Below are 15,579 nucleotides of genomic sequence, written 5' to 3' on the forward strand. Positions count from 1 at the left end.
ATGGTTTTGGCAGAACAGGCAATTGCAAAAGAGTTGGTGCGCGATCACCTTGCCCGGCTCAATCAGCCCAACGAACTCCCTGAGGGGGAGCGTGCGGCATTGCGCGAACGGATAAAAACCTTGCTGAAGGCCCGCGATGCGGTGCTGGTAGCGCATTACTATACCGACCCGGAAATCCAGTCACTCGCCGAAGAGACGGGCGGTTGTGTCTCGGACTCATTGGAGATGGCGCGATTCGGGCGTGATCATCCTGCCTCAATGCTGATTGTGGCCGGCGTTAAGTTCATGGGGGAGACCGCCAAGATTCTGTCTCCGGAAAAAACCGTGCTGATGCCCACGCTAGAGGCCACCTGCTCTCTGGATATTGGCTGTCCCGCGGATGAATTTGCCGCCTTCTGTGACCAGCATCCCGACCGTACCGTAGTCGTTTACGCCAACACCTCTGCTGCTGTTAAAGCGCGAGCGGACTGGGTAGTAACCTCGAGTATTGCGCTGGATGTTGTCGATCATCTGGATGCCGAAGGGGAGAAAATTCTGTGGGCGCCGGATAAGCATCTTGGCGATTATGTGCGTCGTGAAACCGGCGCCGACGTGCTGTTGTGGGACGGCTCCTGCATCGTGCATGAAGAGTTCAAGGCTCAGGGGATTATCGACCTGAAAACCGTGTACCCCGAGACCGCGGTGCTGGTGCATCCGGAGTCACCGGCCAGTGTGGTCGAGTTGGCCGATGTCGTGGGGTCGACCACTCAGATCATCAATGCGGCTCGCGACCTGCCCAACAAACAGATGATTGTAGCGACGGACCAAGGCATTTTTTATAAGCTGCAACAACTGGTGCCCGACAAAGAGTTCATTATTGCGCCCACGGCGGGCAGTGGTGCGACCTGTCGGAGCTGTGCGAATTGCCCGTGGATGGCGATGAACGCCCTGGAAAACCTGCTGGACGTGCTGGAAAATGGCGGCAATGAAATTCACGTTGACCCGGCGCTGGGCGAGCAGGCAATGAAGCCTCTGACTCGCATGCTGGACTTTGCGGCAGCGAAACGCTGAGGTGTTCTTTCCGTGGGGGCGTGTCAGCCCCCCTGTAGTTCTTTCATTTCATCTTTCATCGCGTCGATGTCGCGCAGGCGCTGGCGAATTTTGCTTTCCAATACGCGGTTGTCACTGCCGATCAACTGGTGGGCATAGCGCAGTTGTTTTGACGCGCGTTCAAACTGGGCAACCAATATAAAATACTCTGCACGAGCCATATGTACGCCGAGAATATTTCCGGCCAGGCCACGGACTTCAGCCAATTCATACCAAAGATGAGGGTCTTCGCTGCGTTGCTCGCTGTGGACCGTGAGTAACTGATCGGCCTGTCTGAACAGTTTATTTTCCTGAAGAATTGCGGCCAGCGTCATCGTCAGTGAGTGGTTGCGCGGGCTCAGTGAGAGGGCTTGCTTGAGAGTGGCGATGGCCGCTTCGCCCTTTTCCTGCCCCTGCTGTATCTCGGCGCGGGCGATAATGTAAGCGATGCGCTGCGGATTGTCGGCCAGCAGGGTTGCCAGTTGGGCATCGGCTTCGTCCCAGCGTTCGAGTTCAATCAGTGCGAGCACTCGGCCATAGTGTTTGGCTTCGCCGTTGACGTCGGTTTCTCGCTGCCACTCTGCGAGTAGATTCTCTGGTTTCTTGCTGTGCAGCAGCTCGACGCGCTTCTTCATCAGTTGGAAGTTCAAGTTGTCGGTGTAGACCTTGCGCGGATAATTGCGCGCACGGTTTTTACTGTCGCTGATCCGGTTCTCTGTCAGCGGGTGGGTGAGCAGAAACTCCGGCGGTTTGGAACGCGCGTAGCGGAGATTGGCATTCATATTTTCGAACATGGACGGAATCCCATTGGGGTCCATGCCCGAACGAGACAGGGTTTCCATGCCGACGCGGTCTGCCTCTTGTTCGTGCTCGCGACTGAAGCGCAGTTGGCTGTCGAGTGCGGCCGCCTGGCTGGCCGTAATCGTGGCAATACCTGCATCCGCGCCGACCGTGGCGGCGAGGATAATGCCCGCCAGCATACCTGCCAGACTGGGGATATTGGCTTCGCGAGCTTTATCAATGGAGCGGGAAAAGTGCCGCTGGCTGAGGTGAGCAAGTTCGTGGGCGAGTACCCCGGCGAACTGTGCCTCGTTGTCGCTGAACAGGAACAGGCCGCTGTGGACGCCAATAACGCCGCCAGGTACCGCGAAGGCATTGATCGTGCTGTTGTCGACAATGACGGTCTCGAGCTGGCGTTGTTTCAGTTCACTGTTGGCTGCCAGGTTGTAGAGCAGCGATTCCAGATAACTTTGCAGTTGCGGGTCATCGACGGTTGTCACCTGAGTGCGAAACATTTTCAGCCAAAGCCGCCCAAGATCGTATTCCTGTTGCAGCGAATAGGGCGAGGCGCTGACTTCTCCCAGCTCAGGCAACTGTTGGCTGATCGGACGGCTCTCTGCAGCGGTGGCGATGTTGCAGAGCAGTAAGGCGCTGACAAACAAAAGCAGTAAGGGTCGTAACACCATTGGGTCCTTGTTTAAAAATGCTGTCCCATTTGGGTGGCCGATGGCAATGCCTTGCCGACAGCTCGCCTCTGATCATACAAGAGGGTATCGGATCAGACCTAATAAAGCGCAAAAAGTGCAGTGCTACCAGGTTCTGCTTCGGCGTTCCCGCAGGCTATACTGCGGCTCTTCCGCCAACGAGGTATGCTATGAGCGAAATTGCCGAGAGACTGGATGCGAGACAGCTGGATTGTCCATTACCGCTGCTCAAGGCCAAGCAGGCGTTGAACCGAATGGGCAGTGGCGAGGTCTTGGAAGTGCTGGCCACTGATGCTGGGTCGCAGCGTGATTTTGCGGTTTTTGCCAGACAGAGCGGCAATACCCTGCTGGAGCAAAGTGAGCGGGACGGCGAGTTTCGATACGTTCTTCAGAAAAAGTAATGCAGTAATTAATGGGGCTTAGAGGCTGACCTATGCTGGGAATGGTGCGCAATTGGTTCGACAGGATCTTCGCGGAAGAAGAGACCGTTGTGCTGCTGATTATCATCTCAGTGATTCTGCTGCTGATTCTCAGCCTCGGGCATGTACTGATTCCGATTATTGCCAGCACGGTACTGGCATTTCTGATGCAGGGGGTGATCGCCCGATTGGCGGCTGTCGGCGCCCGGCCTTGGCTGGCAATGACGATTGCCTACGGCCTGTTTATTACGCTGTTCTTCGGCGTGATTATTCTGTTGTTGCCGTTGGTTTGGCAGCAGTTGGTGACCTTAGTACAGGAGTTGCCGACGATGCTTCGTAAATTGCAGCAAGTGCTGATGTTGCTGCCGGAGCGCTCAGAGTTGTTTAACGAGGCGCAGATACGCGAATGGATGGCGTTGGCGACCGCCGAATTTGGCTCCATGGGTCAATACGTGGTGTCATTCTCGCTGGCGCAGTTGCCCAACCTGGTCGGTGTGCTGATTAATATTGTCCTGATCCCGATTCTGGTGTTCTTCTTCCTAAAAGATAAACAGATGATTCTCGGCTGGTTTGCCAGCTTCCTCCCCAATCGACGTCCGCTGCTGACCGCCGTCTGGTTGGAAATGAATGATCAGGTGGCCAACTATGTGCGCGGCAAGGCCATCGAAATTGTGATTGTAGGGGTGACCTCTTACATTGCCTTTTCGCTGATGTCGCTGAACTATGCTGCGCTGCTGGCGCTGACGGTGGGGCTGTCGGTGGTGATCCCCTATATCGGTGCTGCTGTAGTGACCATTCCCGTGCTGCTGGTGGGGTATCTGCAATGGGGCTGGGGGGGTGAATTCTTTACGCTCTGTATTGTCTATGGGGTGATTCAGGCGCTGGACGGCAACGTGCTGGTGCCACTCCTGTTTTCCGAGGCGGTCAATATGCACCCGGTCGCGATTATTGCGGCGGTGTTGGTCTTTGGTGGCATTTGGGGAATGTGGGGCGTGTTTTTTGCAATTCCTCTGGCAACGCTGGTGAAGGCCATACTCTATGCCTGGCCCCGGGTTGATGAAGTCGAGGCCACCGTGCCCGCCGAGGTTGAATAAACGGTTTTATAAGGAATGCCTGTGCGTTTTTCTCCGCGTTTTTTCCTGACGTTTGGACTGTGTTTTTTTCTGGCCGCCTGTGCGGCGCTTCGCAACGAGACTACCGGTATTGAATTGCCCGACACCGAGCAGCGCGCCTATCGCTACTTGGTGCTCGACAATGGCCTGAAAGTGCTGTTGGTGTCCGACCCCGGCGCCGACAAGGCGGGGGCGTCACTGGATGTGAACGTTGGCAGTCGCCACGATCCGGAGGACTATCAGGGGCTGGCACATTTTCTTGAGCACATGCTGTTCCTCGGCACGGAAGGCTATCCGGAGGCGGGTGAATATCAGGCCTTTATCAGCGCCAACGGCGGCGCGCACAATGCATTTACCAGCGTCGAAAATACCAATTATTTTTTTGATATCCGCGCCGATGCTCTTGAGGGGGCGCTGGACCGTTTTGCGCAGTTTTTTGTTTCTCCGTTGTTTAACGCGGCCTATGTTCAGCGCGAGGTGAATGCGGTCAACTCGGAATACCGGGCTCGTCTGCGCAACGATCAACGCCGAGAACTGGCGGTATTCAAAGCGCAACTCAATCCCGGACACCCTTTCAGCAAATTCTCAGTCGGCAATCTGGATACCCTGCACGCCAATCGTGAAGAGGCCTTGCGCGAGCAGCTACTCGCCTTCTATGAGCGCTATTATTCTGCCGACATTATGGCGCTGACGGTGGTCGGTAATGCCTCGCTGGATGAGCTGGAAGCCATGGTGCGTCCGCGATTCTCGCCAGTAGCCAGCCACGCGGTGCCCGATGACCGTGTGACCCAGCCCTTATTTGCCCCCGACGCGCTGCCGCGCTGGGTCAATATCGAGCCTGTCCAGAATCAGCGCAGCCTGTCTCTTCAGTTTCCGGTGCCTGATGCGCAGCCGCATTGGCGCGGCAAGCCATTGTCTTACATTGGCAATCTCCTCGGTCACGAGGGCGAGGGCAGCCTGCTGTCGGCTCTCAAGGAGAAGGGCTGGGCTGAAGGCTTGAGTGCCGGGCAGAGCCTGTCGCTGAAAGGACAGGCGATGTTTGGTGTAAACATACGTTTGACCGAGGATGGTCTGGCGAATCGTGATGCCGTGGTGGCGCTGGTATTTCGCTACATCGAGTTGATTCGAAAGGAAGGGATTGAGCCTTGGCGTTATGCCGAGCAGGCGCAACTGGCTGCCCAGCAGTTTCGTTTTCGCAACCGCCCGAGCCTGACGCAGGAGTTGATTCAGCTTTCATCCTCACTGCAAAAATATCCCGCTGCAGAAGTCGTCCGCGGCGATTATCTGATGAACGATTACCAGCCGGACACTCTCGGCGATTACCTGGATGCCATGCGCCCGGAACAGGCCATTATTACCTTGACCGCGCCAGGAGTGGAAACGGCTCAACGGGAACCCCTCTACGATGTGCCGTGGGGCCTGCGTACCGTAGACAAGACCGTACTGGCTGCGTGGCAGCAGGCGCCCGAGGCAGATCTTTCACTGCCTGCGGCCAACCCGTTTATCGCCGACAATTTTTTGCTGAAAGTTGCGCCGGGGGAGGCCACTATTCCGCAGGCGCTGCCCGCAGACAGCGTCAGTGAGCTGTGGCTCAACACCAACCGCCAATTCGTGCTGCCAAAAGGTCGCAGCATGGTGCTGATGGAGTCCGCGCTGGCTGGCGAGGATGCCGCGAGTCTGGCTAAAACCAAAATGTGGCTCAGCATGGTACGTGACCAACTCAATGAGGTGGCGTATCCGGCGCAGCTGGCTGGGCTCGACTATGGCTTGAGCGCCAATTGGCGCGGTATCGAAATCAGTCTGGGTGGTTTTTCGCAAAAGCAGGCTGAATTGCTTGCCGCCGTGTTGACGGTATTGAAGGCGCCGGAATGGGACGAGGCGCGTTTCGATCGGCTGAAGCGCAAGCGCATGCGAGGCTATGAAAACAGCCGTCGGCAGTCACCGTATCAGCAGTTGTTAGCCGACTTGCCGAGAATGCTGCAAAGCGAGCGCCCGCTGTTGGACGATATGGCAGCGGCAACTGCGTCGCTCAGTATGGCTGAGGTGGCACTGCATGCCGAGAAGGTGCTGAAAGACTTTCGTTATCGGCTGATGCTTGAGGGTAATTTCGATCGCGATGAGGCACTGGCGATGGCGGCGCTCACCGCTGAGGTGCTGCCGGAAGCCGGGCAGTCTCAGTCTCCGGAACAGGGAGTGGCGAACCTTTCGTCGGGGCAGCGACTGATTCCGGTAGCCGCAGAGCACAGTGATTCGGCCTTGCTTGCCTATGTGCAGGCGCCTCGTGATGGAAAAGACTATCGTGTGGCGCTCGGCTTGGCCGGGCAAATGATGAGTGCGGATTTCTACTATCAGCTGCGTACCCAGAAGCAGTTGGGCTATGTGGTGAATGCGGGTGTTTACCCCATGCGCGCGGTGGGCGGCCTGTTCTTCATGGTGCAGTCACCGGTCGCCGATGCGGCCGCACTGCAGGCCGAGGTGAACAGTTATCTTGAGCGCTGGCTGGCCGGCGGCGTCACTGAGGCCGACTTTGAATCGCACCGCGATACCTTGATTGCCAAACTGCAGCAGCAGCCCGAGAACCTGTGGGAGGCGGCTGGTCGTCACTGGCAGGACCTGCTGGAGGGTTATACGGCCTTTGACAGCCGAGAACAGCTGCTGGCCGCCTTGCGGGATTTGAGCTTTGATCAATGGTGGCAGATGATGGAGACAACACTCGAGCCCGAGCAGCGCAGGGCGCTGACGGTGTATTCACTGGGGCAGTGGCCCGATGTCAGCCTGGTCGGCGAACCAGTGAAGGATGCGGCCGCCTACAAAGCGGAATCTCAGTACTATTTATTCCGTTGATGCGGAGTTGAAAGGGTATAAGTGATTGTTTTTTATAAAACTGTAAAGTTTTATTCATAAAAAAAATGTCTGGATTTTCTTGATTTATAATTGAGGGGCTGCGAGAATCGTGTCGCTCCCGAGGGCCACACCGCCGCCGGGAATCCAATTTAAATCGGTTATCTGCCCAGCTCACAAGGCCGGGCAGCGCCATACAGGCCAGGTGATCACCGTCACCAACAGGCACATAACCGCCGACCGTTGACCCTGTCGGTGCGCCCGTTGACGCGGAACACAATCAAGCAGTCGCTTGCTGGTCGAGGCAGCCCACGTTATTCGAAAGGACTGTGATATGAAGCAAGACCCCGATCTGCGCGAAGATCTTGATCCCCAGGAAACCCAAGAGTGGATGGAAGCGATGGATGGCGTGTTGACCCATGCCGGTCGCGCCCGTGCCACCTTCATCATGAAGCGTCTGGCCAAGCATGCCGCGCGCAATGGCGCACAACTGCCCGCAGCCATTACCACCTCATTCCGCAACACCATTGAGCCCCGCGATGAAAAGCGTATGCCGGGCGACCTGTTCATGGAGCGCAAAATCCGCTCACTGATTCGTTGGAACGCGCTGGCGATGGTGATGCGTGCCAACGACAACAATGATGCCCTGGGTGGCCATATTTCCAGTTTCTCGTCGTCGGCTACTCTCTACGATGTGGGCTTTAACTACTTTTTCCGCGGTGGCGACAAAGCGGACCTGATTTACTACCAGGGTCACAGCTCGCCGGGCATGTACGCCCGTTCATATCTGGAAGGGCGTCTCAGTGAAGATCAGTTGGACCGCTTCCGCCGCGAAGTGGATGGCGACGGCCTGTCGTCGTATCCCCACCCCTGGCTGATGCCCGACTACTGGCAGTTCCCGACCGTCAGCATGGGACTGGGTCCTATTCAGGCCATTTATCAAGCTCATGTCATGAAATACCAGCAGAGCCGCGGACTGGTTGAGCACGGCGACCGCAAGGTCTGGTGCTTCATGGGTGACGGCGAGTGCGATGAGCCGGAATCTCTCGGCGCCATCGCGCTGGCAGGTCGCGAGCAGCTCGATAACCTCTGCTTTGTCATCAACTGCAACCTGCAACGTCTGGATGGTCCGGTTCGCGGTAACGGCAAGATCATTCAAGAGCTGGAAGGCGTGTTCCGCGGTGCGGGTTGGAACGTCGTGAAAGTCATCTGGGGCCGTCTGTGGGACCAGCTGCTGGAGAAGGACGACACCGGTCTGCTGCGTCGCCGGATGAATGAAGTGGTCGATGGCGAATTGCAGAACTACAAGGCCAATGGTGGCGCCTACACTCGCGAGCACTTCTTCGGCAAATACCCGGAATTGCTGGAGCTGGTCAAAGACCTGTCCGACGACGACATCATGTACCTGAATCGCGGTGGTCACGACCCGTATAAAGTCTATGCGGCTTACGCCAATGCGATGGAGACCAAGGGCAAGCCGACGGTTGTCCTGGCGATGACCGTGAAAGGCTATGGCCTGGGCAGCGGCGGTGAAGCGCAGAACGAAGCGCACTCGGTGAAAAAGCTCGATCTGGAAGAACTGAAGAAATTCCGAGATCGCTTCTCAGTGCCGATTAGCGACGATGAGCTCAAGAATGTGCCGTACTACCGCCCGCCGGAAGACAGTCCGGAGATGGTGTACATGCGCAAGCGGCGCGAGTCACTGGGGGGCTATCTGCCCGCGCGCCAGGCGGACTTCGAACCGCTGGATGTCCCGGCGCTGGAGAAGTTTGATGCCCAGCTCAAGTCCAGTGGCAAGCGGGAAATCTCCTCGACGATGGCCTTTGTTCGCTTGCTTTCGACGCTGGTGAAAGACAAGAACATGGGTGGGCGCGTGGTGCCGATCGTGCCCGATGAAGCGCGTACGTTCGGCATGGAAGGCATGTTTCGGCAGCTGGGGATCTACTCCTCACAGGGACAGCGCTACACCCCCCATGATGCCGACCAGATTATGTACTACAAGGAATCCAAAGACGGTCAGATTCTGGAAGAGGGGATTACTGAGTCCGGTGCGTTCTCGGCCTGGCTGGCGGCGGCGACGTCCTATGCCAACCATCGTTATCCGATGGTGCCGTTCTATATCTTCTACTCCATGTTTGGTTTCCAGCGGGTAATGGATTTGACCTGGGCGGCCGGCGACTCTCAGGCACGGGGCTTTCTGATCGGCGCGACTTCCGGGCGTACCACGCTCAACGGCGAAGGCTTGCAGCACCAGGACGGCCACAGCCACCTGATGGCGAATATGATTCCCAACTGCCATTCCTACGACCCGACCTATTCCTATGAATTGGCGGTAATCATTCAGGACGGCATGCGGCGCATGTATCACGAGAAGGAAAATGTTTTCTATTACATCACCACGATGAACGAAAACTATCTGCACCCGGATATGCCCGAAGGCGCAGAGGAAGGCATTATCAAGGGACTGTATAAGCTCCATGCCAGCAGTGTGAAAAAGCCCAAGCTCAAAGTGCAGTTAATGGGCAGTGGCACGATTCTGCGCGAAGCAGAAGCGGCGGCCGAGCTGTTGAAAGCTGACTTCAAAGTCGAGGCGGATATCTGGAGCGCCACCAGCATCAATCAGCTTTGTCGTGAAGGGAATGACTGTGAGCGCTGGAATATGCTTCATCCGGAAGCTGAGCCGAAGGTGCCCTATGTCAGCGAGCTGCTGAACGCACAGGATGCGCCGGTGATCTGCGCGACGGACTATATCAAAGCTTACGGTGAGCAGCTCAGACCCTATATTCGCAATCGTTATGTGGTATTGGGTACTGACGGTTATGGGCGCTCAGATACCCGCGCCAAGCTGCGTGCGCATTTCGAGGTAGATCGTCACTACATTGTGGTGGCCGCCCTCAAGGCCCTGGCCGACGAAGGTAAAGTCGCCGCGAGTGACGTGAGCAAGGCCATTGCCAAATACGGCATTGATGCCGATAAAATTAACCCGATTTACCGCTAAGAGAAGGAGTTTTTTGTGGCAACAGAAACGATCAAAATTCCTGACCTCGGCGGCGGTGACGGTGTTGAAGTCATTGAAGTGTGCGTCGCCGTCGGCGATCAGGTCGAGGTAGAAGACTCACTGCTGGTACTGGAGTCAGACAAGGCATCGATGGAGGTCCCTGCGCCCAAGGCGGGCAAGGTGGTGTCAATCAGCCTGAAAGTGGGTGACAGCGTTGGCGAAGGCGATGTCATTCTGGAGCTGGACGTTGAAGGCGATGCGCCCGCTGACGAACCGGTAGCTGCCGAGCCAGAGGCCGCCGATGAAGAGCCTGCGCCGCCCGCTGCTGACGAAGCTGAGGCGGCGCCAACCGCCAGCGCGGGACCGGAAACGGTCAAGGTGCCGGATATTGGCGGTGGCGATGGTGTTGAGGTTATCGAGCTGTGTGTGGCGGCGGGTGACGAGGTAGAAGAGGGCGACTCGCTGATCGTGCTCGAATCCGATAAAGCGTCGATGGAAGTTCCTGCGCCCTTCAGTGGCAAGGTATTGAGCATGCTGATCAAGGTCGGCGATGCCGCGGCTGAGGGCACTGCCATTGCTGAAATGCAGCGCAGCGGTTCGTCGGCGCCGGATACCGCGGTCGAGTCCCCGGCAGCTGCTGAAACTGAGCAGGTCAAAACACCGGAGCCGCCAGAGCCAGAAGCGGCCACGCCAGCTCCCGCTGCGCCGGAGTCTTCCGCGAATGAGGGCAATGGCAAGACGGTTTACGCTGGACCGGCGGTGCGCAAGTTGGCTCGTGAGTTTGGTATCAGCCTCGATCAGGTAACCGGCAGCGGTCCGCGTGGACGGGTGGTTAAAGAAGACCTGCACGCCTATGTGAAAACGCTGACCTCGGCGAAGCCGGCGGCTGCGGCGGGAGGCGCTGGCATTCCGGCGATTCCCGAGGTGGATTTCAGTCAGTTTGGCGAGATCGAGGTGGAACCGCTGACCAAGCTGCATAAGCTGACGGCGGCCAATATGCACCGTAGCTGGCTGAACCTGCCCCATGTCACGCAGTTTGATGATGCCGACATCACCGAGCTGGAGGCCTTTCGCAACAGCATGAAAGCCGAAGCTCAGGCGAAGGGCGTGAAGCTTACGCCCTTACCTTTCCTGCTGAAAGCGGCGGCGGTAGCGCTGCGCATGAACCCCAAGTTCAATGCCTCGCTGAGCGCTGACGGCGAAAATATGGTGTACAAGAAGTACGTTCATATTGGCGTCGCGGTGGATACGCCGGTCGGCCTGATGGTGCCCGTTATCCGCGATGTCGACAAAAAGTCGTTGTGGGAGCTGGCTGCCGAAGCGTCGGAACTGGCGCAGAAGGCTAAGGAGCGCAAGCTCAAACCTGCCGATATGCAGGGGGGCTGCTTCACCATTTCCAGTTTGGGCAATATCGGGGGCACCGGATTTACTCCGATTATCAATGCGCCGGAAGTCGCGATTCTCGGTGTGTCCAAACTGGATATCAAGCCGGTGTGGGATGGTACGGCCTTCCAGCCACGCAAGATGCTGCCGCTGTCACTGTCTTACGATCACCGGGCGATTAACGGTGCCGATGCCGGTAAGTTCTTTACCGAGCTGGGGCAGTTGCTGGCCGATATTCGTCGCATTTTGCTGTAGGGAGCAGGAATGCGATTGACGTTACGACAATAAGCCACCTCAGGGTGGCTTTTTTGTGGGTGCGTGTTTTTATGGGGTTTTATAAGGAGTTACGGTGGTTTTGGCCCGCGCCTTGCTTTCTGGAAAATAAGCGCGGAAGACAGTTATCTTCAGTGAAGAGACAGCGGAGCCCCGAACAAACCGGGGCGGCCGGATGACAAGAACAGGTGTGAGCGGCTTATGACGCAAAGCAGCAGGGACAGCGCGACTGGCATCGATTGGTCGCAGTATGATGGCGGTCGGTTCTACGACGAGATGATTACTCCAAAAGGTCGGCCGCGGCGAGCTGCTCAGCCTATCGTCAAGCATTTTTCAGAGCTTGATAGAGCCGAGCTGGAGGCGCGACGCACCGCTGCGGAGCGTACCGTGCGCGATATGGGGGTGAGTTTTACGGTCTACTCCGACGGGGAGAATATCGATAGAACCTGGCCTTTCGACCTGATTCCCAGGGTTATTGATGCCACTGAGTGGCAGCGCACCGCAGAGGGGCTTACCCAGCGGCTTCGCGCACTGAATTTGTTCATTGATGATGTCTACAACGGGCAGCGCATCTTCAAAGAGGGGGGGCTGCCCAGACACCTGCTGGACGACTCCAAAAATTATCGGCCCGAGTGCGAAGGCTTCTCGCCTCCCCAGGGGGTTTGGGCGCATATCTGTGGCTGCGACCTGGTGCGCGATGATAGCGGGAAATTTTTCGTGTTGGAGGACAACCTGAGAGTGCCGTCGGGTGTTGCCTACATGCTGGAAAATCGCGAAGTCAGCAAGCGGGTGTTGCCGGAATTCTTCGAGAACAACACGATTCTCCCCGTGGACAACTACCCCTCCATGCTGCTGGAGACCCTGTCGTCGGTGTCTCCGCGCTCATCCAAGCCGGTCATTGTTATCCTGACGCCAGGCATCTTCAACTCGGCGTACTTCGAGCACGCGTTTCTGGCGCAGCAGATGGGGGTGGAGCTGGTTGAGGGCGGTGATCTGGTGGTGGATGACGACGATTACTGCTACATGAAAACCATTGACGGCCTCGAACGGGTGGATGTGATTTATCGTCGTATCGACGATATGTTCCTTGACCCGGAAGTCTTCAACAAGGAATCCGTACTCGGGGTGCCCGGTCTGATGCGCGCCTGGAAGGCGGGCAAGGTGGCCATTGTCAACGCGCCGGGTGCCGGGGTGGCAGACGACAAGGTGGTCTACGCCTACGTGCCAAAAATGATCGAATTCTATCTTGGCGAGAAAGCCATTTTGCCGAATGTGAAAACCTGGCTCTGCGACGACCCTAAACATCGGGAGTATGTGCTGGAGCATATCGAGGAGCTGGTGGTGAAACCCGCCAACGAGTCTGGCGGCTACGGTATGTTGGTCGGCCCTCACGCCAGCAAGAAGGATCACGAGCAGTTTCGCAAGCTGGTTCAGGAGAATCCGCGCAACTACATCGCCCAGCCGACACTCAGCCTGTCCACCACGCCGGTTATTACCGGCCCGGGTGAGGCAGAGCCCCGGCATCTGGACCTCAGGCCCTTTGTGTTGCAAGGCAAAAAACTGCAGGTGACCACCGGTGGTCTCACGCGTGTTGCGTTGCGCAAGGGCTCGCTGGTGGTGAATTCCTCTCAGGGTGGAGGAAGTAAGGATACCTGGATTGTGAGAAGGGAGGAGCGCTGATGCTGTCGCGCGTTGCTGAACGGGTCTACTGGTTTGCCCGTTACATGGAGCGGGTGGAAAGTATTGCTCGCCTGATACAGGTTTACACATCACTGCTGTCGGATTTACCTCGGGATACCGGAATCAGCTGGCACAACCTGGTTATTGCCAGTGGCAGTCACCGCGAATTTGAACGTCGATTTTCCAATCGGGATGAGCGACGCGTGATTCGCTTCCTGCTGGAAGACATGAGCAATTCCGGTTCCCTGAATTACTCGCTGAAAATGGTGCGGGAGAATATCCGTACCAGCCGCGACACGCTCCCACCCGAAAGCTGGGAGCTGATCAACGAATTCCAGATTTACGTCAGTGAGAATATTCAGCAGGGCATTAATCGTCGGAATCGCCATGAATTCCTTGAGGAAATCATTCGTACCTGCCAGGGGATTAACGGCCTGATTGTGGATACCATGCGCCGCGACAGCGCCTGGCACTTCTATCGTCTGGGCCGCAATATTGAACGCGCCGACATGGGGCTGCGGACGATTGAGGCTGGCGCCAGTATGTCGGCAGAGTTCAGCGAACAAGAGCAGCTGCCATCGATAGAAGTGGTGTGGAGCAGCGTGCTCAGCTCACTGGATGCCATTACTCCTTTCCGGCGCACCATGCGGGTCGCGTTGAATGCCGGTGATGCTACCCGCTTCCTGATCGAAGATCGTCTGTTTCCGCGCTCGGTGGCCTGTTGCCTGGAGCAGATGCAGGCATCGCTGAGCAGCCTGCCCGGTGGCGACGATGTGGCCAGTGCCGTGGAAAAGTTGGCGGCAAAACTGGGTAAGAATATTGAAATGGATGATCCGCAGCGGCTGTTGCCAGTACTGGATGGGCTGGAGAAACAGGTATCGGGTATCCATCTGAAAATTCAGGACAACTGGTTTCAGCCTGGCTGAGTGTCGGTGAGTCACGCTTTACGCCCGGGGGCGGCTGGGGTAGTCTGCTCGCCGCCCGGTGATCCTCGCCGGTATTTACGAGCTTAAACAATCATCATGTCTTCCGAGTCTGTTTTGTACCGCCCGCAACACAGCCAGTTTGATGAGCTGTTGCGCCCCGAAGGTGAGCTGCGCGAGCATTGGCGCTATCCCATGGAGGTGCTGCAGTCGATGGGCGTGTCAGCGCTGCAGAAACGCCAGCAGACCGCCAAGCGGATTCTTCGCGATGATGGCGCCAGCTACAGCCCCGGCGACCAGCTCAATATCAGCCACACCTGGCAGCTCGACCTGCTGCCAATGATTCTCTCCAGTGGCGAATGGGAAAACATCGAAAACGCGCTGCGCGAGCGTGCCGAGCTGCTGAATCTGATTCTGGCTGACCTCTACGGTCCGCGGACCCTGATTAGTAATAAAGTGATTCCGCCGGGACTGGTCTTCGGCCACCCCGGCTTCCTGCGGGCCTGTGATGGTATTCGCCTGCCCGGTGAGCATCAGCTGATTTTCCATGCGGCCGATTTGGTCAGGGACCGCAGCGGTGAGTGGATGGTGATCGGTGACCGCAGTCAGGCGCCGCCGGGGACCGGCTACGCGCTGGAAAACCGCACCGTGCTCCGCCGGGTTATGCCCAGTCTGTTCCGCGATGCCCACGTCCACCGACTGGCCAATTTCTTCCTGCAATGGCGGCGAAAACTGTCGGAACTGGCGGGGCACAAGGACTCGCCGCTGATTGTGTATCTGACGCGCGGTGCCTATCAGGAAAGCTCATTCGAGGATGCGTTTCTCGCTAACTATCTCGGCTACCCCCTTGTTCAGGCCCGGGACCTCACGGTGCGCAAAGGCGCACTTTGGCTGGAGTCGTTGGATGGCTTGCGTCGGGTGGATGTGGTGTTGCGGCGCACCGATGACTGCCACACGGACCCGCTCGTCAGCCATTCCAGTGGTGGGCTGGGCGTGCCGGGATTGCTGGAAGTGGTGCGCAGCGGTGCGGTTGCGATGGCAAATCCGCTGGGCAGTGGAATTTTGGAAAATCCTGCGCTGGCCAAATATATGCCGGCGATTGCCCGTCATTTTCTCGGACGCGAATTGCGGCTGACGTCAGTGCCGAGCTGGTGGTGTGGCGATCCGGCTGATCTGAAGTATGTGCGCGAGCACTTTGAGAAGCTGTTGATTCGCCCCTGTTACCGCAGCGACAACAACCACAGTGTGTTTGTCGGAGATCTGGCGCCGGGGCAGCGCGACGCCTTGTTGGCCTCGGTCATGGCGCGTCCGCAGGCCTATGTTGCGCAGTATGCGGTCGCGCCATCGCACACCGCTGTATTGGACGGCGACAAACTCGGCAGTCGCCCCATGCTGCTG

General features: G+C 57.4%; 10 protein-coding genes. 9 read left to right on the forward strand and 1 reads right to left on the reverse strand.

What is annotated here, in order from left to right; translation table 11 throughout:
* Nucleotides 1-1,050 (forward strand): quinolinate synthase NadA, encoded by a 1,050-nt coding sequence (nadA, locus tag AC5DB9_RS12960; RefSeq protein ID WP_272989581.1) that lies wholly within the window; start codon nucleotides 1-3, stop codon nucleotides 1,048-1,050.
* Between the two features lie 23 nt (nucleotides 1,051-1,073).
* Here the strand turns inward: nadA and AC5DB9_RS12965 are convergent, their stop codons facing one another.
* On the reverse strand, nucleotides 1,074-2,534 hold the full coding sequence (locus AC5DB9_RS12965; protein ID WP_483374798.1) for a M48 family metalloprotease: 1,461 nt from the start codon (nucleotides 2,532-2,534) through the stop codon (nucleotides 1,074-1,076).
* A 188-nt stretch (nucleotides 2,535-2,722) separates the two neighbouring features.
* On the opposite strand from AC5DB9_RS12965, the gene AC5DB9_RS12970 reads away from it, so the two are divergent.
* The 8 genes from AC5DB9_RS12970 to AC5DB9_RS13005 all read left to right on the forward strand — a co-directional run.
* Nucleotides 2,723-2,953: a sulfurtransferase TusA family protein gene (locus tag AC5DB9_RS12970; protein WP_022957723.1), complete on the forward strand. Its 231-nt coding sequence runs from the start codon at nucleotides 2,723-2,725 to the stop codon at nucleotides 2,951-2,953.
* A 32-nt stretch (nucleotides 2,954-2,985) separates the two neighbouring features.
* The gene (locus AC5DB9_RS12975) at nucleotides 2,986-4,065 is read left to right on the forward strand and encodes an AI-2E family transporter (protein ID WP_022957722.1); all 1,080 of its coding nucleotides are present in this window, start codon (nucleotides 2,986-2,988) and stop codon (nucleotides 4,063-4,065) included.
* A 21-nt stretch (nucleotides 4,066-4,086) separates the two neighbouring features.
* Nucleotides 4,087-6,927 carry an insulinase family protein gene (locus tag AC5DB9_RS12980; RefSeq protein WP_272989588.1) on the forward strand — a complete coding sequence of 947 codons (2,841 nt, stop codon included), beginning with the start codon at nucleotides 4,087-4,089 and terminating at the stop codon, nucleotides 6,925-6,927.
* Between the two features lie 349 nt (nucleotides 6,928-7,276).
* Complete coding sequence (aceE, locus tag AC5DB9_RS12985; RefSeq protein WP_272989743.1) at nucleotides 7,277-9,922, forward strand: pyruvate dehydrogenase (acetyl-transferring), homodimeric type; 2,646 nt, start codon at nucleotides 7,277-7,279, stop codon at nucleotides 9,920-9,922.
* 15 nt (nucleotides 9,923-9,937) lie between these two features.
* Nucleotides 9,938-11,560, forward strand: coding sequence for a dihydrolipoyllysine-residue acetyltransferase (aceF, locus tag AC5DB9_RS12990; protein ID WP_273009000.1), 1,623 nt, complete (start codon nucleotides 9,938-9,940; stop codon nucleotides 11,558-11,560).
* Nucleotides 11,561-11,779: 219 nt separating this feature from the next.
* The gene (locus AC5DB9_RS12995) at nucleotides 11,780-13,258 is read left to right on the forward strand and encodes a circularly permuted type 2 ATP-grasp protein (RefSeq protein ID WP_272989595.1); all 1,479 of its coding nucleotides are present in this window, start codon (nucleotides 11,780-11,782) and stop codon (nucleotides 13,256-13,258) included.
* Nucleotides 13,258-14,184, forward strand: coding sequence for an alpha-E domain-containing protein (locus AC5DB9_RS13000; protein WP_272989598.1), 927 nt, complete (start codon nucleotides 13,258-13,260; stop codon nucleotides 14,182-14,184). The genes AC5DB9_RS12995 and AC5DB9_RS13000 overlap by 1 nt, the downstream gene beginning before the upstream one ends.
* A gap of 96 nt (nucleotides 14,185-14,280) precedes the next feature.
* Nucleotides 14,281-15,579, forward strand: a 1,299-nt coding sequence (locus AC5DB9_RS13005; RefSeq protein ID WP_491732059.1) for a circularly permuted type 2 ATP-grasp protein, incomplete at its 3' end; no start/stop codon positions are given.

Source organism: Spongiibacter sp., from assembly GCF_984394615.1.

What these genes read in the sequence shown, in the direction of transcription:
- AC5DB9_RS12965 (WP_483374798.1), bottom strand. Translation starts at nt 2,534, where the DNA reads ATGGTGTTACGACCCTTACTGCTTTTGTTTGTCAGCGCCTTACTGCTC.
- AC5DB9_RS12975 (WP_022957722.1), top strand. Translation starts at nt 2,986, where the DNA reads ATGCTGGGAATGGTGCGCAATTGGTTCGACAGGATCTTCGCGGAAGAA.
- AC5DB9_RS12995 (WP_272989595.1), top strand. Translation starts at nt 11,780, where the DNA reads ATGACGCAAAGCAGCAGGGACAGCGCGACTGGCATCGATTGGTCGCAG.
- AC5DB9_RS12970 (WP_022957723.1), top strand. Translation starts at nt 2,723, where the DNA reads ATGAGCGAAATTGCCGAGAGACTGGATGCGAGACAGCTGGATTGTCCA.
- nadA (WP_272989581.1), top strand. Translation starts at nt 1, where the DNA reads ATGGTTTTGGCAGAACAGGCAATTGCAAAAGAGTTGGTGCGCGATCAC.
- AC5DB9_RS13000 (WP_272989598.1), top strand. Translation starts at nt 13,258, where the DNA reads ATGCTGTCGCGCGTTGCTGAACGGGTCTACTGGTTTGCCCGTTACATG.